Source organism: Chloroflexota bacterium, assembly GCA_023475225.1.
GTDB lineage: Bacteria > Chloroflexota > UBA6077 > FW602-bin22 > JAMCVK01 > JAMCVK01.
This window is the reverse complement of record JAMCVK010000044.1, coordinates 20,934-40,280: the sequence shown is the minus strand read 5'-3', so window position 1 is coordinate 40,280 and position 19,347 is coordinate 20,934. Positions and strand designations below refer to the sequence as shown.

18 protein-coding genes and 4 tRNA genes are annotated in these 19,347 nt (G+C 54.9%); 18 read left to right on the top strand and 4 right to left on the bottom strand.

Annotation, left to right across the window (positions count from 1 at the left end; genetic code table 11):
• Window positions 1-357: 357 nt before the first annotated feature.
• From nadB to M1136_11405, 10 genes are all read left to right on the top strand, one after another.
• A complete protein-coding gene (gene nadB / locus M1136_11450) occupies window positions 358-1,905 on the top strand; it encodes an L-aspartate oxidase (GenBank protein MCL5076238.1) in 1,548 nt (515 codons plus the stop codon).
• A 25-nt stretch (window positions 1,906-1,930) separates the two neighbouring features.
• Window positions 1,931-2,788: a carboxylating nicotinate-nucleotide diphosphorylase gene (nadC, locus tag M1136_11445; protein MCL5076237.1), complete on the top strand. Its 858-nt coding sequence runs from the start codon at window positions 1,931-1,933 to the stop codon at window positions 2,786-2,788.
• 105 nt (window positions 2,789-2,893) lie between these two features.
• Window positions 2,894-4,633, top strand: a complete 1,740-nt coding sequence (gene ade / locus M1136_11440; GenBank protein ID MCL5076236.1) for an adenine deaminase — start codon at window positions 2,894-2,896, stop codon at window positions 4,631-4,633.
• 31 nt (window positions 4,634-4,664) lie between these two features.
• Window positions 4,665-5,180: a methylated-DNA--[protein]-cysteine S-methyltransferase gene (locus tag M1136_11435; GenBank protein ID MCL5076235.1), complete on the top strand. Its 516-nt coding sequence runs from the start codon at window positions 4,665-4,667 to the stop codon at window positions 5,178-5,180.
• A 1-nt stretch (window position 5,181) separates the two neighbouring features.
• A complete protein-coding gene (locus M1136_11430; protein ID MCL5076234.1) occupies window positions 5,182-5,928 on the top strand; it encodes a DUF1638 domain-containing protein in 747 nt (248 codons plus the stop codon).
• 9 nt (window positions 5,929-5,937) lie between these two features.
• Entirely contained in the window at window positions 5,938-7,782 is a 1,845-nt protein-coding gene (locus M1136_11425; protein MCL5076233.1) for an ASKHA domain-containing protein, read from the top strand.
• Between the two features lie 216 nt (window positions 7,783-7,998).
• A tRNA-Arg gene (locus M1136_11420) sits at window positions 7,999-8,072 on the top strand.
• A gap of 11 nt (window positions 8,073-8,083) precedes the next feature.
• A tRNA-His gene (locus M1136_11415) sits at window positions 8,084-8,156 on the top strand.
• Between the two features lie 186 nt (window positions 8,157-8,342).
• A complete protein-coding gene (locus M1136_11410; protein ID MCL5076232.1) occupies window positions 8,343-8,624 on the top strand; it encodes a YkvA family protein in 282 nt (93 codons plus the stop codon).
• 200 nt (window positions 8,625-8,824) lie between these two features.
• Window positions 8,825-9,517, top strand: a complete 693-nt coding sequence (locus M1136_11405; protein MCL5076231.1) for a ZIP family metal transporter — start codon at window positions 8,825-8,827, stop codon at window positions 9,515-9,517.
• A 122-nt stretch (window positions 9,518-9,639) separates the two neighbouring features.
• Here M1136_11405 and M1136_11400 read toward each other — a convergent pair whose 3' ends face one another.
• Window positions 9,640-10,110 carry a cyclic nucleotide-binding domain-containing protein gene (locus M1136_11400; GenBank protein ID MCL5076230.1) on the bottom strand — a complete coding sequence of 157 codons (471 nt, stop codon included), beginning with the start codon at window positions 10,108-10,110 and terminating at the stop codon, window positions 9,640-9,642.
• Between the two features lie 213 nt (window positions 10,111-10,323).
• On the opposite strand from M1136_11400, the gene M1136_11395 reads away from it, so the two are divergent.
• The 6 genes from M1136_11395 (at window position 10,324) to M1136_11370 (ending at window position 14,191) form a co-directional block, all read left to right on the top strand.
• Window positions 10,324-10,418: transfer RNA gene (locus tag M1136_11395), tRNA-Ser, on the top strand.
• 8 nt (window positions 10,419-10,426) lie between these two features.
• Window positions 10,427-10,499, top strand: a tRNA-Arg gene (locus M1136_11390).
• A 72-nt stretch (window positions 10,500-10,571) separates the two neighbouring features.
• Window positions 10,572-11,381 carry an HAD-IIA family hydrolase gene (locus tag M1136_11385; protein MCL5076229.1) on the top strand — a complete coding sequence of 270 codons (810 nt, stop codon included), beginning with the start codon at window positions 10,572-10,574 and terminating at the stop codon, window positions 11,379-11,381.
• A 59-nt stretch (window positions 11,382-11,440) separates the two neighbouring features.
• Window positions 11,441-12,469: a DUF362 domain-containing protein gene (locus M1136_11380; protein MCL5076228.1), complete on the top strand. Its 1,029-nt coding sequence runs from the start codon at window positions 11,441-11,443 to the stop codon at window positions 12,467-12,469.
• A gap of 94 nt (window positions 12,470-12,563) precedes the next feature.
• A complete protein-coding gene (locus tag M1136_11375; GenBank protein MCL5076227.1) occupies window positions 12,564-13,517 on the top strand; it encodes a flippase-like domain-containing protein in 954 nt (317 codons plus the stop codon).
• 26 nt (window positions 13,518-13,543) lie between these two features.
• Window positions 13,544-14,191, top strand: coding sequence for a rhodanese-like domain-containing protein (locus M1136_11370; protein MCL5076226.1), 648 nt, complete (start codon window positions 13,544-13,546; stop codon window positions 14,189-14,191).
• 16 nt (window positions 14,192-14,207) lie between these two features.
• Here the strand turns inward: M1136_11370 and M1136_11365 are convergent, their stop codons facing one another.
• The 3 genes from M1136_11365 to M1136_11355 all read right to left on the bottom strand — a co-directional run bounded on the left by M1136_11365 (window position 14,208) and on the right by M1136_11355 (window position 15,893).
• The gene (locus M1136_11365) at window positions 14,208-14,618 is read right to left on the bottom strand and encodes a molybdenum cofactor biosynthesis protein MoaE (GenBank protein ID MCL5076225.1); all 411 of its coding nucleotides are present in this window, start codon (window positions 14,616-14,618) and stop codon (window positions 14,208-14,210) included.
• Entirely contained in the window at window positions 14,606-14,866 is a 261-nt protein-coding gene (gene moaD / locus M1136_11360) for a molybdopterin converting factor subunit 1 (GenBank protein ID MCL5076224.1), read from the bottom strand. Before moaD ends, M1136_11365 begins: the two co-directional genes overlap by 13 nt.
• A 61-nt stretch (window positions 14,867-14,927) precedes the next feature.
• Window positions 14,928-15,893, bottom strand: coding sequence for an ROK family protein (locus M1136_11355; protein ID MCL5076223.1), 966 nt, complete (start codon window positions 15,891-15,893; stop codon window positions 14,928-14,930).
• A gap of 329 nt (window positions 15,894-16,222) precedes the next feature.
• On the opposite strand from M1136_11355, the gene M1136_11350 reads away from it, so the two are divergent.
• Window positions 16,223-16,996, top strand: coding sequence for an IclR family transcriptional regulator (locus M1136_11350; protein MCL5076222.1), 774 nt, complete (start codon window positions 16,223-16,225; stop codon window positions 16,994-16,996).
• Window positions 16,997-17,327: 331 nt separating this feature from the next.
• Complete coding sequence (locus tag M1136_11345; protein ID MCL5076221.1) at window positions 17,328-19,055, top strand: ABC transporter substrate-binding protein; 1,728 nt, start codon at window positions 17,328-17,330, stop codon at window positions 19,053-19,055.
• The last annotated feature ends 292 nt before the right edge of the window (window positions 19,056-19,347 follow it).

Sequence of the window (19,347 nt, the reverse complement as noted above, 5' to 3'; positions counted from 1 at the left end):
ATCGGGGACACACATGGGCACGATCCTTCCTCTCGTGTGAGCGAGATGCGAGATTAAGGCAATCATCCCATGTAATGTCCCCTTTGTCACGTGCTCCATCAAAATCGAATCTGCCCACTCCTGAGGGACAAGCCCCCGCGCTACATCTCTGCACACCCCATTTTGGGAGACAAGGGCGACGAAGCTCTTCAAGTTTCTAATAAAACACAAACAGCTCCCGCTGGATTGAGGGGAGGTCAAGGAGGGGGGCGCAGCCCAATACCCTTGGATGGTTCTAGGGCTCTGCCCTAGCCCTTCTTTCCCCCTCTCCCGCAGGGAGAGGGGGGTAAGGGGGTAAGGGGGATAAGGGTAATATAGATGGATTACGATTATGTGGTGATCGGCAGCGGAATCGGCGGACTGTATACCGCCCTACTGGCGCAGCAGCATGGACGCACCTTGATTCTAACCAAGGGTAGTATCGATGAGTGCAACACTAAGCATGCCCAAGGGGGTATCGCTGCCCCTATAGGCCCCTTGGATTCACCGCAGAAACACTATCACGATACGGTAGAGGTGGGGGCGGGGCTCTGCGACACGGAAGCAGTGCATATCCTGACTGAGGAGGCGGCCGACCGTATCTACGACCTCATCCGGCTGGGGGTTCCCTTTGATACTGTTGAGGGACAGGTAGCTCTGGGGATGGAGGGTGGCCATAGCCTGCCCCGGGTGCTCCACGCCGGCGGTGATGCGACTGGTGCGCGAATTGAGACGACTCTTAGCCATTTAGCCAGGAGCTCTGCGGTAACTATCCTGGAATACCATCTTGTCACTGAGATCGCGGTTGATGCTGAGGGGGTTCAAGGGGTGGTAGCCCTGGATTGCCGCAGTGGCGAATACCGCCAGTTCGGCTGTCGCTTTCTGGTGCTGGCCAGTGGGGGAGCAGGGCAGCTCTTCCTATTTAATACAAATCCAGAAGTTGCCACCGCTGATGGGGTAGCACTGGCTTACCGGGCGGGCGCAGTGATTCAGGACATGGAGTTTTTCCAATTTCATCCTACGGCCTTACGTCTGCCTGGGGCACCGCCCTTCTTGATTTCAGAGGCGGTTCGGGGTGAGGGTGGTATCCTTGTTAATACCGCTGGGGAGCGATTTATGCCCAGGTACCACCCGAAGGCTGAGCTAGCAGCACGTGATATAGTGGCGCGGGCCATCCTGTCCGAGATGCAGGCCACAGGGTCTGATCACGTTTACCTGGACATCACCCATCTACCCTTGCCCCAGATCATCAGCCGTTTTCCCAGCATCTACCACTTCTGTCGTGGGCATGGGCTCGACATCACCGCCTCGCCAATCCCCGTCGCCCCCGCGGCGCACTACATGATTGGAGGAGTGAAGACCGACATATGGGGAGAGACCAACATTGCCCGTCTGTTCGCCTGTGGGGAGGTCGCCTGCACGGGTGTTCATGGTGCCAATCGGCTGGCTAGTAATTCTCTCCTGGAGGTCGTGGTCTTCGCCAAACGGATCATCCAGCGCACCGTGGAGGGCCCCCCCTCTGGATCTGCGCTGAGTTTACCAGAGCGTGTCGAGCTAGCAGAGTTAAGCGTTCAGTCCGGGGTTCCTGCTCCCTCATCTCCCCTGCTGCAGAGATTGATGTGGGGCAAAGTAGGTATTCAACGTTCCCGAGAGTCACTCGAGGAGGCCCGCCGTACCCTTGCGGCGTGGCAGGCGCGGTTACCCTTACCCATCGACCGCTCCTCACATGAGTTGAGAAATATGGTCTTAGTCGGTCGGTTGATAACTGAGGCGGCCCTTCTTCGTGAGGAGAGCAGGGGTGCTCATTACCGCACTGATTTTCCCCAGATGTCTGCGGCCTGGCAGCGGCATATTCACTTCCGGCGTGGAGCCCTAACGAGTGCCTGAATTGTTACGCTGAGGAGGTTTCCTTATGGATATTCCGTACGCTGAAGTGCAAGCGATTGTGAAGCGAGCGCTGGCTGAGGATCTGGCTTGGGGCGATATCACCACAGAGGCTTTACCCCTGAGAGGGGCATGGGGAAGGCTCTCGATCCTGGTCAAGGAAGAGGGGGTATTAGCCGGCATTCACGTCCTGGCGGCGGTCTTCCAGGCTGTGGATGGGGCGCTGAAAGTAAATATCCTTAGCGAGGATGGCACGCGGGTAAAGCCTGGGGACATCGTTGTTACGGTGGAAGGAGCAGTTCCCAGCTTGTTGGCCGGTGAACGGGTAGCTCTCAATTTTTTGGGGCATCTTAGCGGCATCGCCACGCAGACGGCGCACTATGTGGCCAGCGTTAAGGGTTTGCCAGTCCGTATAGTGGACACGCGTAAGACGACGCCTGGATTACGGGCCCTGGAAAAGTACGCCGTGCGCATGGGTGGGGGCTTCAACCACCGCTACAACCTGAGCGATGGCGTTCTTATTAAGGACAATCATCTCTCTGCTCTGCGTGCTGCTGGGTTTGGCCTGGGTGAGGTGATTCGGCACGTCCGTGAACGCGCCCCACATACGCTTCAAATTGAGGTGGAGGTGGAGACGGTGGAGGAGGCTGAGGCAGCGGTTGAGGCAGGGGCTGACATCGTTCTGCTGGACAATATGAGTGTGAAGGAGATGGCCCAGGCGGTCCGGGTCATCGCTGGCCGAGCGCTCGTTGAGGCTTCAGGTGGGGTGACTCTGGAGACGATACGCTCCATCGCCGAGACGGGTGTGAACATTATCTCGGTAGGTGCTCTTACCCATTCGGTGCGCGCCCTGGATATCAGCGCCGAGTTGATCCTAGAAATATAACTTATAGCTCCAAAAGCCATCAAATAAAAGGGGAGGTATGCTGTGTTATATCAGCCGACCAGAAAGAAGCTAGCGGAGGTGACCCGCACGTTGGTCAATGCGGCGATGGACCGGGAGAAAGCGGATGCCGTGATTAAGGGTGGCAGGCTGGTAAACGTAAACACGGGAGAGGTTCAGCCTGATGTGGATGTAGCCGTCAAGGCTGGAAGGGTGATAATCATCGGCAACGCCAGTCATACCATAGGTGAGGAGACCCAGATAATTGACGGTTCTGGATATTACCTGGTGCCCGGTCTGCTTGATGGACATATGCACATTGAGAGCAGCATGATCACGGTTACCCAGTTCGCCCGAGCCGTCGTGCGCAATGGCACGACTGGGGTCTTTGTGGATCCTCATGAGATCGCCAATGTCCTTGGTCTCGCTGGTGTGCGGTTGATGCTGGACGAGAGCCGGAACCTGCCTCTTAAGGTCTATGTGGGAGCGCCCTCTTGTGTGCCGGCCCTACCTGGCCTTGAGGACGCCGGGGCCGTTATTGGACCGGCGGAGATCCGTGAGATGATGCGCTGGGATGGTGTACTCTTCCTGGGTGAAATGATGAATTTTCCAGGCGTACTAGCTGGAGAGCCCAGTGTACACGGTGAACTTCAGGCCACATTGGAGGCAGACAGGGTGATCACCGGGCATTATGCTGTGCCCGAAATAGAGCTTGGTCTGCAAGCCTATGCTGCGGCCGGAATCAGCAGTTGTCACGAGTCAACCCGCGCCGCAGATGTTTTGGCCCGCCTGCGCTTGGGGATGTACCCAATGATGCGGGAAGGGTCAGCCTGGCGTGACCTCAAAGCTACGTTAAAAGCCATCACAGAAAGAAGGATTGACACGCGTCACGCCATGATCGTCAGCGATGATACCCATCCCCACACGCTTATCGAACTCGGCCATCTTAACCATATCGTCAGAAGGGCGATCGAGGAAGGGATCAATCCGATAACGGCCATACAAATGGCCACTATTAACGTCGCCGAGTATTATCGAGTCAACCACGATCTGGGAAGTATTTCGCCCGCTAAGTGTGCCGATATCATCTTTGTTAAAGATTTGACGCAGATGCAGGTGGATAAGGTGATGGTTGATGGGGTCATTGTCGCTGAGGGGGGACGCGTGCTCTACGACCTACCTGCCTTCGATTACCCTGAGTTTGCCCAGCGGTCCGTTCACCTCAAGGCCCCTCTCGAGGCGGAGAATTTTCTGATCCGCGCTCCTAGTAAGGATGGGTCAGTGACTGTCAGGGTGATGGAGGTGATCGAAGCCCAGGTGGGAACGCGGCACCTTCAGGTTACGATGCCCTTGAGGAGTGGCCTAATCTCGGCCGCAGTGGAGAAGGACATCGCCAAGGTGGCCTGTGTTGAAAGGCACAAGGGCAGTGGAACGATCGGTTTGGGGTTCGTCAAAGGACTTGGCTTCAAGGGCGGAGCTGTCGCCTCCACCGTCGCCCACGACAGCCATAATTTGCTGATTGTGGGCATGAACGACGTGGACATGGCTATCGCCGCTAACAAATTGGCCGAGTGTGGCGGTGGGTCAATCGTGGTGCGCGATGGACAGGTCTCGGCTTTAGTACCCCTCCCCATTGCTGGTCTGGTTTCTGATCGCCCTGTGGAGGAAGTTGATCAAAAGATAAGAGAATTGGAGCAGGCTTGGAAGGAATTGGGTTGCCACATGGTCTCCCCCTTCATGACCGTTGCCCTTTTGTCGCTGCCAGTGCTTCCGGAGCTGCGCCTGACCAATCGTGGCCTGGTTGATACCTTGACCTTCCAACCTGTGGACCTGATCGTCACTGCCTAGACTTGGCTAGCCTGAAGGAAAGGAAAAGGGGATGACCATACGTTTTGGGATGATTAAGACGACCCTTGGCTATATAGCTGTGGCTGGGGATGATGATGGTTTGCTCTGTTCTACGCTACCCTGTCCGGATGAGGAGGGGTGCATTAGGAGCTTACTATTGTACTGTGGGGATGAGCCTGTGCCCAGTGCTGAATTTGAGACGTTATTGGTACAACTGCTCTATTACAGCCTTGGCCAGCGGGTTGAGTTCACAGCCCGGCTCAATCTGGGATGGGCCACGCCGTTTGAACGGTCGGTTTTGGAGGCAGTGCGCCGCATCGACTATGGACAGGTGAGTACCTATGGTGCTATTGCCCAGCAAATCGGACGGCCAAGGGCCGCCCGGGCTGTTGGACAGGCCGTTGCCGCCAATCCCCTGCCTATCATCATTCCGTGCCATCGTGTCGTTGCGGCCCGTGGTCGGCTAGGTGGTTTTGGGGGCGGACTGGTGCTCAAGCTAACGCTGCTCCGTTTGGAGGGTGTAAGGTTCCTGGCAGAGGACGCTTAAATTGACGCCGCAACACAAGGTATGCCATAATGCGGACTACATCACGAAGCGTAGGGAAGAGATGTCCGCGGGGATGAGTGGTTCAGGAAGATATAAAGTCCTTGCCTGTGAGGTACTGCGGGACGAGCTATTGCACGTATTGCCCTCGCATCTGGAGTATGAATTTCTCCCCTATGGGCTGCATCGCACTCCAGATAGATTGCGGCTCGAGATTCAAAAGCGCCTGGATACAAGTGAGGGATCAACGCTTGTGCTCGCCTATGGACTTTGTGGCAACGGCACGCTCTGCCTCAGGAGTGGCTCTCACGGTCTTGTCTTACCGCGCGTAGAGGATTGTATTAGCCTACTGCTGGGTTCCCAGGAGGCCCGACGAAGGGAGGCACTTAAAGAGCCGGGCACTTATTATCTGACCAAGGGATGGATTGAAACGGGCATGGACCCCCTGACCGAGTACCGTTGCTGTGTGGAGAAATACGGTGCTGAGAAGGCGCTTTTTGTAAGCAAAACGATTTACGCTCACTATACGCGGATCGCCCTGATAGATACGGGCGCCTATGATATAGCCAGATATCGAACTCACGCCCAGGAGGCGGCCGCCCTTCTGGGCCTGCGCTATGAAGAGCTCCCCGGCTCTCTGGAGCTGTTGAGGAGGTTGGCCGAGGGGAATTGGGGGCACGATATCCTGACCATTCACCCTGGGGAGGAAATAGCATTAAGCGCTTTTGCGGAACTGCTGATGGTAGGCTGAGGTGAGGGCATGAAGGAGGCCAAGGTAATCTTTCGGCCGGAAGATCGGGCCGTTGCTGTGCCGACCAGAACCAATTTGGTTGTAGCCGCCTCTCTGGCTGGTATCAATATCTATGCTCCGTGTGGAGACCGCGGAGTCTGTGGTAAGTGTAAGGTTCAGGCTTGGGGCCAATTGACGGCGCTGACGCAGGCTGAAAGGGGATGGTTAGCCCCTGCTGAGATTGAGGAGGGTTGGCGGCTCGCCTGCCAGGCAGTTGTTGAGGGCGATGTCGTCGTACAGCTACCGATCGGAAGGCTGCAATATGCGCGCATCGCCATAACAGAGACAGTTGGCTTAGCACCCAACGTTCGTAAGATTTTCCTGGAGTTACCCCAGCCATCGCTAGATGATCAACGCTCCGATCTCAGCCGCCTTAAAGAGGGCCTAGGTATGGAGGAGACCACTGTCCACCTCTCAGTTCTACGTAATTTACCGCGAGTTTTGCAGGAATCCGGCTACAAAGTTACAGCCGTATTGGTTGGAGAAGAGCTGATCGCTGTTGAAAAAGGCGATACTACGGCCCTGAACTTTGGTTTAGCCTTCGATATTGGTACGACGACGGTAGTGGGCATGCTGTTGGATTTGCACAGCGGCCGACAGTTGGCTGTAAGCCCGGCCCTCAATGCTCAGGCGAACTATGGTGCCGATGTGGTTTCGCGGATAGCTCTGGTGATGAATGAGCCATCTGGATTGAACAAATTGCAACACGAAGTTAGCAAAACGATCAATGGCATCATTGGAGAGCTGCTTCAACAAACGGGTGTGCGACGTGAGAACATCTATGAGGCGACCATCGTCGGCAATACTTGTATGCACCATCTGTTGTTGGGCATCAAGCCCATCTCATTGGCTGTTGCCCCCTATGCACCCGTGGTTACTGATCCGCTAGCAGTCAAAGCGAAGGAGTTGGGGATTGATATCCATCCCCGAGCCTCTGTATTCGCCTTGCCCAATATCGCTGGCTTCGTTGGTAGCGATACAGTTGGCGTCATTCTGGCCACGGGACTACATCGGAGTGAGGAGATAAAGCTGGCCATTGATATTGGCACCAATGGCGAGATCGTCCTCGGTAATAAGGATAGGTTATTGGCCTGCTCCACGGCCGCCGGCCCGGCTTTCGAGGGGGCACACATAATGAATGGCATGCGGGGAACGGAGGGGGCGATTGAGCGGGTATGGATAGACGATGATGTCAAGGTGCAAGTAATTGGACGGCGAAAGCCTCGGGGCATCTGTGGTTCTGGGTTGATCGATGCCGTGGCCGAGATGTACAGGGCGGGTGTAATTGATCAAAGTGGTCGCTTGATCAACGGAGAAGAAGCGGCAGATCGTTTGCCCAAGTCATTGTCCTCCAGGCTGATAACTACGACACAGGGACCTGGCTTTGTGCTCTATAGCGATCGTCATAGCGCGGTCGTCATTACTCAGCGCGACATTCGGGAGCTACAGCTGGCCAAGGGGGCGATCAGGGCCGGCATCGAGATCCTCAAGAAAGAGCTTGGAATTGAGGATGACCAGATAACTGAGGTGCTTCTGGCCGGGGCCTTTGGCAGTTACGTCCATCCCCCCAATGTGGTGGCGATCGGATTGATACCACCGTTGCCTGAGGAGCGTCTGGTCTCCGTGGGGAATGCAGCGAGCGTTGGATCCAGAATGGCCCTGCTCTCTATGGCCGCAAGGGACATCGCCAAAGATATTGCCAGAAGAGTACAATACATCGAACTGTCTGCCCGCCCCGATTTTCAAGAGAAGTTTGTGGCGGCGCTGTCCCTGCCCTCATCGTGCGTCGCGAACGAGATCCGCGCCTCAGTGTAATCTGAGCGTGTTGAATATTTTCCCCGCACCCCTGTAGGGGGCTCAAGGCGGCCCGGCCTTTTGGGCTCTTTCGGCCCAGCCAAAAGACCCTTACCAAGTCGAAGACTCTTCGAGCTGCACCCCCCTTGGAATCCCCGCTGTCCCACAGCCTCAGCCCGCGGTTGACAAGGCGAAGATGGTTTGGCTATAATAATACAAAGAATGGGCAACTTTTAGGCGCCTGTAGCTCAGGAGGATAGAGCAGCTGCCTTCTAAGCAGCGGGTCGGGGGTTCGAGTCCCTCCAGGCGTACCCGGCTTGTGGTGGACGTAGCTCAATTGGCAGAGTGCTAGATTGTGGCTCTAGTGGTTGTGGGTTCGAGCCCCATCGTCCACCCCCACTGACAGCTTAGCCGAGCCTTCGGAGGGATTTATATAGACGATATCCTCAGGATGCCCCAGCGGGTAGCTGGGGTGCCTTGTCCTCTGCCAGGAGCGCAAATTGCCTGCCGTGCCCAGCCACCTCACAAGGCGAACTGTAGAAAGGATCCTAGAAGGTGCTCGGCAGAAGAGGCATCCTTATATGCTGGACGAGTTGAAATCCACAGGAAGAAGCCTAAAACGCGAGCTCAAGGTATATCAACTCGTCCTGAAAGATGGCCGAACGCCGAAACTGGCCAAACTTCTTCTCGGAGTGGCAGTTGGTTATGCCCTTTTGCCCTTCGACATCATTCCGGATTTTATACCTGTACTTGGTTATCTCGATGACGTTATCATCTTACCCGTCCTGGTCATCATAGCGCTGAGAATGATCCCCAAAGAGGTTATCGAGGATTGCCGGATCAGGGCAAACGGAGCCCGCTGATCCGTTCGTTGTCAAGAAGAAACCCTATTCGGCTAATCGAACCCTAACAACACAGGCCGTTTGGCTCACGGCAGCGGCGACCTTTGCCAGCACCCCAAATGTCAGGTGCGACCCCTAAGATTAGCGTTATAAAGGGGTGAATTATCATCGAGATTTGGACATATACCATAATCAGTGTCGCCCTGGTCAGCGCCATATCTTTGATTGGCATCTTTAGTCTTGCGCTGGACCAGAAGCTACTGAAAAAGATTTTGCTCTTTCTCGTTAGCTTTGCTGTTGGGGGGTTATTTGGTGATGCTTTTATCCACCTTTTACCCGAATCATTTGAAAAGCTCGGTGCAAATTTAGCCACCTCGCTCTATATTGTGGCTGGCATTCTTATTTTCTTTGTCTTAGAGAAGTTTATTCGTTGGAGACATTGCCATATTCTCACCTCTGAGGAACATTTACATCCCGTAGTTTTCATGAATTTAATTGGTGATGGGGTGCACAATATGCTTGATGGGATGCTGATCGGAGCCAGTTATGCCGTGAGTATTCCCATCGGAATTACTACCACACTAGCAGTTATTTTGCATGAAATACCGCAGGAGCTAGGGGATTTCGGTGTGCTTGTTCATGGGGGGCTTTCTGTAAAGAGGGCTTTGGCCTTCAATTTCCTCTCAGCCCTGACGGCACTTTTGGGTGCTATCATCTCCCTGGTCATAGGGCCACACGTTCAAGGCTACTCATTATCCATGTTGCCAATTACAGCTGGTGGTTTCTTATATATAGCAGGGTCGGATCTGATACCAGAACTCCAACATGAAGTTAAGTTATCAACATCCTTAGGGCAATTCATCTTAATAATACTGGGGGTAGGAATTATGGCTCTATTAGTTTTACTGGAATAGATGCTACACCCTCTTTATATCCTTATGTGGCGTTGTTACCTGCCACCACGAGGGTAAGGTCATGGTATTGCCACACTTCGTGGAAGTGTTGGTGTTCTCGGATAGGCTCTTAATATCATTGCTCAACGGCTCAGCGATTGTCGCTCTTCGGCTAATAGTTGCCTCGTCTCCCTTAAGCGGCGAGCTATGACGCTTGCTAATCTGCGGAAGATATGAAGCCCCAGTTTGGGGTCCGCATCGAAGAGCCTATCTAACTCCTCCCCATTTATGGTGATAACCTTGACCTTAGTCAGGCAGCGCACAGTTCCCGTGTTATAGTGCGGTTCGACCAGTGCTGACCAGCCAAAGCTATCGCCGGTCGTTATCACCCCCACTATGCCCTGACCGGTTTCCATCTCCGTCAGGTGGCCCATTTCGACGATCGCCTTGCCATAATCGATCAAGTAGAGCTTGGAGGCTTTACTCCCCTCCCTGAAGATGATGTCTCCAGTCTCATATGTCTCTTCCTGGCAGAGTCTAGCCAGCTTGTCCAGTTGGCTATCATCGAGTCCTTGGAATAACTGCATTCCTTGGAGCGCTTCTTTTGGTACCATCTGATCTCCTCCCTCAGGCCTGTAAGTCCTTGCGGAAAATGGCCGAATCCAGCGGGGTATTGGGAATCTCTTAGCCCGATAACATATTAACACGGAGCGTAGCGCTTGGCTATAGAGAAAGCAGGGTCAGGGCCTGCTGGCCCAGAACCATGACCGCAGTACAAATGGTTGAAATCTGGCTAGCTTGCTGTTATAATGAGGACGCAACGGCGCGGAGGGATCGCATAGTTGGTCTAGTGCGGCCGCCTGCTAAGCGGTTACGGGGGCTTAAACCTCCGTCATGGGTTCGAATCCCATTCCCTCCGCCACAGCGAGTGCGCCCGTGGCGCAGTGGATAGCGCGTTGGGTTGCGGACCCAAAGGTCGGAGGTTCGAATCCTCTCGGGCGTGCCCATATTTTTCACTGAAGAGCAAGAACTAATGGTTCTTGCTCTTTAAATATGACCTGGTGAGGGAAAAATAATGGTCGCCAGATTAAGCGACCTCCGAGCCCTGCTTATCGATCTGGATGGCGTCATCTATCGGGGTAGGACGCTGCTGCCCGGCGCGGTAGAATTTTTCGGATTCCTTAAGCAGAATGGTTTGAAATTCAAATTGGTTACCAATAATTCTACCCGCACAGCTGCATATTATGCCGCCTTGCTCAGCGGGATGGGAATCAAGATCGGCTCGGAGGCTGTATTTACGGCCGGACAGGCTACCGCTCAATACTTACAGAAGGCTGCTCCATCTGGGGCCGCGGTGTACGTCATTGGTGAGGAGGGGCTCGTCGACCCCATTCTGGAGGCGGGGTTCCGTCTGAGTGAGGAGCGCCCACAGTTCGTGGTAGTTGGGCTGGACCGAGAGGTCAATTATAGAAAGATGGCCACAGCCTGCGTCGCTATCCGGGCGGGCGCTAAGTTTGTAGCGGCTAATCCGGATCGAACATTGCCCACACCAGACGGATTCGTGCCGGGCTGCGGGGCTATTCTGGCGGCCATCGAAGCGTGCACGGATGTTCCCCCCTTTGTGGTCGGCAAGCCAGAGACCCAGATGCTCACCTTAGTGATGGAACAGCTAGGGGTAATGCCCGAAGAGACGGCCATAATCGGGGATCGCTTAGATACGGATATACTTGGTGGCCAGCGAGCTGGGCTTACCACCATCCTGGTGCTGACTGGTGTAACTACGCCGAACGACTTGGTTTCCTCGCCCATTCAACCGGATCATATTTTTGCAGACCTCAAGGCGTTAGAGCAGCAGTTAGCAGCAGTAAGGGCAGGTTTTAAGTGAGTAAGGTCGCTGTCCTTAGGACCAGTCCAGAGACAGTGCTGGAAGATTATGGGCGCCTGATGCGCCTGGCTGGCTATAAGGACCATCTTCCCTCAGATAAAGAGACCATCCTGAAGGTGAATATCTCCTGGCATCATTATTATCCAGGCTGTTCAACCGCTCCCTGGCAATTGGAGGGCGTGATTAAGACGCTGACCGAGGACGGCTATGCACCTGATACCTTAATGGCCGGACATAATCGCACAGTTGTTGTTGATGCTAAAATCGGTGAAGTCAAGAATAAACATAAATCAGTGGTAGAGAAATACGGGGTAAGGAACGTACACTTATACGAACCCTGGGTGGAGTGGCTGAAGTATGAGCCGAAAACACCACTGCTGGCGCTGGATAGGGTGTTTCCGCAGGGTATCCACATCCCTGCCCTATTCGTCGGTAGGAATATCTGCCACCTGCCTACAGTGAAGACGCATGTCTTCACGACAATAACAGGGGCGATGAAAAATGCCTTTGGGGGGTTGCTCAACGAAAATCGGCATTGGGCTCACGCTGCTATTCACGAAACGTTGGTCGATTTGTTGATCATTCAGAGGGAGATCCACAGCGGCATATTTGCGGTGATGGACGGTACTATAGCAGGAGAAGGCCCCGGACCGCGGGCGATGGTGCCTCATGTTAAAAATATCATCCTGGCTAGTGGCGATCAAGTGGCGATTGATGCCATCTCGGCCAAGTTGATGGGACTAGACCCACTCTCCATCGAGTTCATTCGCCTGGCCCACGAGATGGGCCTCGGCGTCGGAGACCCCCGCCAGATAGAGCTGGTTGGTGATGACATCTCCAATGAGAATTGGCACTTCCAGGCGAACAAGGATACCCTGGCCAGCCGTGGACAGAAGGTGATTTACCATGGTCCCCTCAAGCCCTTAGAACACCTTCTGTTGCGCAGTCCCCTAACCCCATGGTCCTACATAGCTTCCAGGCTTTATTATGACTTCTTCTGGTTCCCCCTGATCGGCAAACGAAGGGTAGCCCGGATGATGGAGACACCCTGGGGGAGGCTTTTTCGAACTTATGAGCCACAAGGATAAGCAGACGGGGCGAAGGCCAGAATCGGCTGGGGCGGCGCACATTGATAAGGACGAGGGGTGATTCTTGTCTCTCTTGGCTAACCTGAAAGGGAGAATGCTTTTTCCCTTAGCCCTGGGGCTAGTGGTCTTGCTAGCCCTCGCTGTTTTGGGCGACTTCCCTAAGGTTGTCCAGTCATTCGCCCATTTTTACTGGGGCTACATCCCTTTAATCCTGGCCCTGACCTTGGTCAATTATGTGCTGCGCTTCTGTAAGTGGCAATATTATTTAAGATTAATCGGGGTGGATGCGCTCCCGCGTTGGGATAGTTTTCTCATCTTCTTTGGTGGCTTAGCGATGGTGATCACGCCCGGCAAGGTTGGAGAGTGGTTGAAATCGTTCTTGCTCAAAGAAACCAGTGGGACACCGCTTAGCTTATCAGCACCCATTATTATCGCTGAACGGCTCACAGATGGCCTGGCCATGCTACTGCTCGCTTCGGCCGGTCTGGTCATTTATGGACACGGCTGGCAACTGTTTCTTCTTCTCTTCGTAGCAAGCGCGGGCATCGTCGTCCTCAGCCAACAGCGGTCATTTATACTCAGGCTGCTCGCCTGGAGTGGCAGGATAAACTGGCTGTCCGGGTGGACCCATCATCTACGCACCTTTTATGAGAGCTCTTACCGACTGCTGAGAATGGACGCCTTACTTTTGGCGACAACGATCGGTTTCGTCTCCTGGTCGGCTGAATGTGTGGCCTTTTTCTTCGTGCTAACGGGCTTGGGTCTGGAGGCGAGTCCCTTACTGCTCTTGCAGGCGACCTTCATTCTGGCCACCTCGACTTTGATTGGATCGATCTCATTATTGCCAGGCGGACTTGCCGCCGCCGAGGGCAGTATCGCTGGCCTGTTATTGTTGCTGCGGGTGACCGTCAGCCCAGCTCAAGCGGCTACGGCTACGCTGTTGATCCGCCTCTGTACCTTGTGGTTTGGTGTAAGCGTAGGGGTAGCAACTTTATTCCTCTTGTCCAGGCGGCTCAGGGCACTTGACATAGCCAGGGAAAGTCTTTAAGGGAGGAAGATATATCTGAATCGTCATTGACTGATGTAGCGGCCCTCACCTCCAAGCAGGTGCAGACGCACCTGGCCGGCGGAGCCATTGCGCTAGATTTGCGCAGGCCGTCGGATTATGGAGCTGGGCATATCAAAGGCTCGCTAAATATACCGGTAGATAACAGGGGCTCAGCAAGACTGGCGGCCCAACTGATACCCATCGGCACTCCGCTGGTCCTGGTGGCCAACGATAACCTGTTTATCGAAAGAGCCATCTCCCCACTTCGCGAGGCTGGACACGTCAATCTTAGGGGATACTTAGCCAGGGGCGTAGAGGCGTGGCTTAAGGGGGGTCTGCCCCTGGTTACATTGAAACAGATTTCGGCGAAAGAGCTCCTCGAGCTCAGAGAGAAAGGGCTCACACCGCTATTATTAGATGTGCGTGAGCCCATCGAGTGGGAATTGGGCTATATTGAGGGTTCGATTCTGATCAGACTTGCTGAATTGAAGGATCACCTAGATAAACTGCCCAAGGATAAGGAGATCGTTATTGTTTGTGAGGTGGGCATGCGCAGTAGCACGGCCGCAGGCATTTTAGAGCGGCACGGTTTCACAGCTCTGGTTAATCTGAGCGATGGTATTATGGCCTGGAGAAACGCTGACTATCCCTTGGTATTCGAAGAAGACCCTTAGTAATCTGGCTGCGCCGTTAATCTCCTGATCCTACCCAAACCTCCCCATCTTCGTATACCTCTTTTTTCCAGATGGGGACGATCTCTTTCAAGCGGTCAATGGCATATTGGCACGCCTCAAGGCCCTCCCGGCGATGGGGAGCAGCAACAGCGATGACTACGCTCGTCTCTCCGATCTCCATGTGGCCGATACGGTGCCTGATGGCTACGCCAGACAGGTGCCAACGCTCCTGGATTTCGTCCCCAATTTGCTTCAGCTTGGCCTCAGCCATCTCCTTGTAGGCGTCATATTCGAGATATTTGACCCTCTTTCCCTTAGAAACCTCCCTCACCACGCCCACAAAAGCCACCACAGCCCCATCGGCGTCCTTCCTGACCAGCTCGATAAGTGGATCAACGGAGAGTGGCTCCGTAGTTATCTCAAACATCCTTGCCCTCCGCTCACTGGTGGAACGAAGACCACTTCATCCCCCTCGTTTAGGATAGTGTTCCAAGGGACGTATTCCTTGTTGACCGCAAAAGCCGTGACGTTCAGGAGCTCTTGGATCTGAGGGTGCTTCTTGGCCAATCCTTCCCATAAGTCGCTTACAGAAGCACCATCAGGCAAATCAACTTCGGCTACATCTTGCCCTACTATCTGGCGATATACGGCGAAGAACCTCGCCTTCACCTTCATCCTCGTGACCTCGCTCCCTCTCCTGGCAAAATGGTGCTATACCCATCCGAAGATCGATCTTCTACTCAACGGCTAAAGCCAGTGTGGCTGCTCCGAGGAGGCAAACATCATCCCCAAGCGCAGCGGGGACGATGTCCAGCTCCTTTTGAAAAATGCGCATCGTTCGTTCTCTGACAATCCGCCGTACCGGTTCAAAAAGGAGGTCACCAGCCCGCGCTACGCCTCCACCGATTATGATCAGCTGGGGATTGAAGATATGCACCAGATTGACCACGCCGATCCCCAGGTTTGTGGCCGCCTCCTCTATAACTGTTAGAGCCAATCCATCGCCAGCCTTAGCCGCTTCGGCCACCAGTTCAGCGCTTATCTGCTCGAGACCAGCGTCCAGGACTGCCCGTAAACGGCTATCTTCGCCTTTCAAGAGGCGTTCCTTAGCGTGGCGGGCGATGGCTGTGCCTGAGGCCAGCGCTTCCAGGCAACCGACATTACCACAGCCGCAGATAGGGCCATTGCGATCTATGGTCATATGACCTGGTTCAGCGGCAAAGCCACCGTATCCTAATAACAGTTGGCCGTTGCTGATCACACCGCCCCCGATACCCGTGCTCACAGTGAGGTAAATCAGGTGAGCGATGCCCTGGCCGGCTCCGAAGCGGTGCTCGCCGAGGGCCGCCACGTTAGCATCGTTACCAATATGGGTTGGTAGATGGAAACGTTGTTCGACGAGCTGTTTAAGAGGCACCTCATCCCAGCCGGGCATATTGGGAGGCCTGAAGATAACGCCGCTATAGGGATTTACTGGTCCAGGTACGGAGAGAGCAATGGAGGTAACGCCTCCATTCCCAGCGGCAAGCAACCCCTGGGTTATCACCGTGTAGATACGTTCAAGTACGGCCTCAAGCCCCTCCTCGGCTTTGGTCAGGGTGTTGTAGCGAAAGGTTATCTGTCCATCGGCGCCAACCAGGGCGACCCGTAGCTGTGTCCCTCCCAGATCAACGGCCAAGACTGGTATTTTCTGCCCCACCATCTCCCCTCATAATGGCCATAATGCCTCTGCATCCTTTCATCCTATCAAGCCAGTTTCGCGATAGGATCACCATCGATGCTGCCGATTTCGCTTCCGCAGTATAGCATGGCCTCTCTCCACCTGTCACCTGGGGCATCAATCAGCCCGAAGGTCGAAGATGAGGGTTCGAGGGTGACAAGGACTTTTGCACACGCCACAGTCCACTTTTCAGTCGTAAATAACGCAGTTCACCCTCGAACTTGACTAAACTCTTGTTATGTGTTATATTAGTTTCAGAAAGTAATATAAGGTTTCATGTTATGGAACAAAATAGGCGATCTCCGAGCGTTGTGGCAGGCAATAGACGCGGGGCGCAGACCCTCGAAAAGGGGTTAAGGGTTCTGGACATCCTTGTGGAGGGTGATACTACCTCTGGGTTGGGGCTGACTGAGATCAGCCAGCGGCTGGGATGGCACAAGAGCACGGTGCATCGTCTTCTCCAGGCCCTGCGTTCCCAGGGATACGTCCAGCAAGATGCACAAACGGAGCGCTATCGCCTTGGGTTCAAGGTGTTACGGCTGGCCACGGCCCTGTTAAACGGTTTAGAGTTAAGAGCCAAAGCCCGACCCTTCCTCGTCGACCTGATGGGGAGGACCTCAGAGACGGTGCATCTCACTGTGCTCGACCAGGACGAGATCGTCTACATAGACAAAGTAGACAGCCCTCAGCTCGTACGCATGCATTCGGCCGTGGGCAATCGTATGCCTGTCTACTGCACAGCCTGCGGGAAGGCCATCCTGGCCTACTCTTCCAAGGAAATGGTCGATCGTGTCGTCGCAAAAGGTCTCACCCCACGTACTCCCAATACTATCACCTCAGCCGATGTTCTCTGGAAAGAGTTGGAGGCTGTGCGGCAGAGAGGTTATGCCATAGATCGCCTGGAAAACGAGGAGGGCATCTGGTGTGTGGGAGCGCCGGTCTTCGATCATTCTGGCGTCGTTGTGGCCGCGGTCAGCATATCAGCGCCGGAGCAGCGGATGACTGAGGAGAGGATCGCCAGGTTTGGGCAGGCCGTGAAGGAGACTGTGGCCCAGATATCCAGGGAGCTGGGCTTTCGGCACTAAGGGGGGTCAAGGAGGATTGGTTGCGTTCAGATGCCTTCTCTTCTGGGAGAGTTCCGGGGCTCTGCCCTAGCCTCCTCCCCCCTCTCCCGCAGATTAGAGGGATGCAGAGGGGCGAAGTCCTTCTGCTGGGGTTTGGGTATCTCCAAATTTATTCCCCCCTTCTCCCGCCGGAGTTTGGGGGTAGTCCAGAAGGGGGACACCCCTTCTGGGAGGGTTCTAGGGCTCAGTTATAGAAAGGTTAAGGAGGTGAGATAGAGTTCAGGTTGCATTGGAAAGGAGCTGTTGTTTGTTGATGGTGTTCGGTTGTTAGCCAATCAAAGGAGAGAAGAAGATGAGTGAGTTCGATCGATTGCTCGCTGAACTGGTCACAAGGAGGGTAAGCCGCAGGGAGTTCATCATGCGGGCTACGGCCCTGGGGCTTTCGGCCTCAAGCATCGCCGCCCTTCTTGCTGCCTGTGCACCCGCCCCGGCTGCCCCCACCCCGACTGCTGTCGTCCCACCGACCCCAACCCCAGTGGCCGTCAAGCCACCGACCCCCACACCAGCCAAGCCCATCGGTGGGACGCTCGTTTACGCCCAGAACATGCCCATTAAGGAGTTAGACTCGATTAATCCCCAAACCTATCCAGCCAGCTACGAGGCGGTATTCCTGCTCTATGATAACCTGGTCACCTTCGATGAGCAGCTCAACATCGTGCCGGGACTGGCTGAAAGGTGGGAGGTCTCACCCGATCAGCTCACCTGGACTTTCTACCTGCGCAAGAACGTGAAGTTCCACGATGGCACACCTTTTAACGCTGAGGCGGTGAAGTTCCATATAGAGCGGATCCTGGACCCGAAGGTTGTCACACCCAACCGGACCCTTTGGTTACACATCAAGCGGATCCAGATCGTGGATGACCATACGATCAAGCTCGGCACAGAGAAACCATTCGGTCCGATGTTGAATTACCTGGCCCATGGCTCAGGAGGGATAACCAGCCCCACCGCTGTCCAGAAGTTGGGGAAGGAGTTTACGGCCCGCCCGGTGGGCACCGGGCCTTACAAGCTCCAGGAGTTCACCCCTGGTGTACAGGTTGTGCTGGTCAGGAACGATGATTACTTCAAGGGGAAAGCGGCCCTGGATAAGATCGTTATGAAGCCGGTGCTGGAGCCTGGCGCTCGGGTGGCCATGCTGGAGACGGGGGAGGCGGACCTGGCCAACGACATCCCGGCGGAGGAGGCGGCTCGACTAGAGAAGGGGGCCAACACCAGGGTCATCCGCCAGAAGGGGCTACGTACCTTTTGGCTGGAGATGAATCTGTTGAAGAAGCCCTTCGACGATCCCAAGGTGAGGCAGGCCCTGGCCTACGCTGTTGATAAGAAGAGCATGGTCAAGAACCTGTTCCTGGGGTATGCGACGGTGCTGGACTCGCCGGCGGCACCCGCCATCAAGGGCTATAAGAGTGCCCAAAAATACGAGTACGATCTGGAGAGGGCCAAGCGGTTGCTGGCCGAGGCAGGGTGGAAGCCGGGGCCCACGGGCATTTTGGAGAAGGATGGGCAGCCGCTGAAGTTCACCATCAACACCTCGGAGGGTGAGTATCCCAAGGATATTCAGGTGGTGGAGACGGCACAGGCGGGCTTTAAGAAGATTGGGGTGGATGCCACTATCTGGAAGGTGGAAGCGGCGGCGCGCTGGGGCTATCTCAGGCTCCCACCGGCCGAAGCGAAGTATGAGATGTTGCTTTTCGGTTTCAACCCCTCTACTGGAGAGATAAATCAGCATCTGCGTCAGATCTTCTACTCTAACCCAACCAAGGAGAAGGCTCCTCTTGCCTGGAACCTGATGTGGTACAGTAACCCCGAGGTGGATAGGCTGATCGATCTGGGCGAAACCAATATCGATCCGGCCAAGCGGGCGGAGTACTATGGCAAGGTTCAGGAGCTGATCGCTGCGGATGCGCCACTGATTTATCTCTATGCCGTGGACCTGCTGGTGGGCGCGCGCAAGAATGTGGAGGGGGTCGTAATCTGGCCAACCATATTCACCATTCTGCGCGATGCCTACAAACGCTAGCCTCGAATGATGAGGGTTTATGTGGCCGTATAGTTGAAGTGTTAAACAATGGGGAGCCTCAGGGGACTTTATCCCTTTGGGCAAGAGGAGGTCAAGGCAGGCGTTCCCTTTTGGGAGGGTTCTAGGGACCTGCCCTAGTACAGAGGGCGTGGAGACCATGCCCCTACAGGGTTGCGGGCTCTGCCCTTAATCTCTTTCCCCCTTCTCCTGGCGGATGGGGATAGTCCAGAAGGGGGACGCCCCTTCTGGGAGTCCTTCGAAGAAGGATAGGGCTCGGCCTCGAAGAATCTTC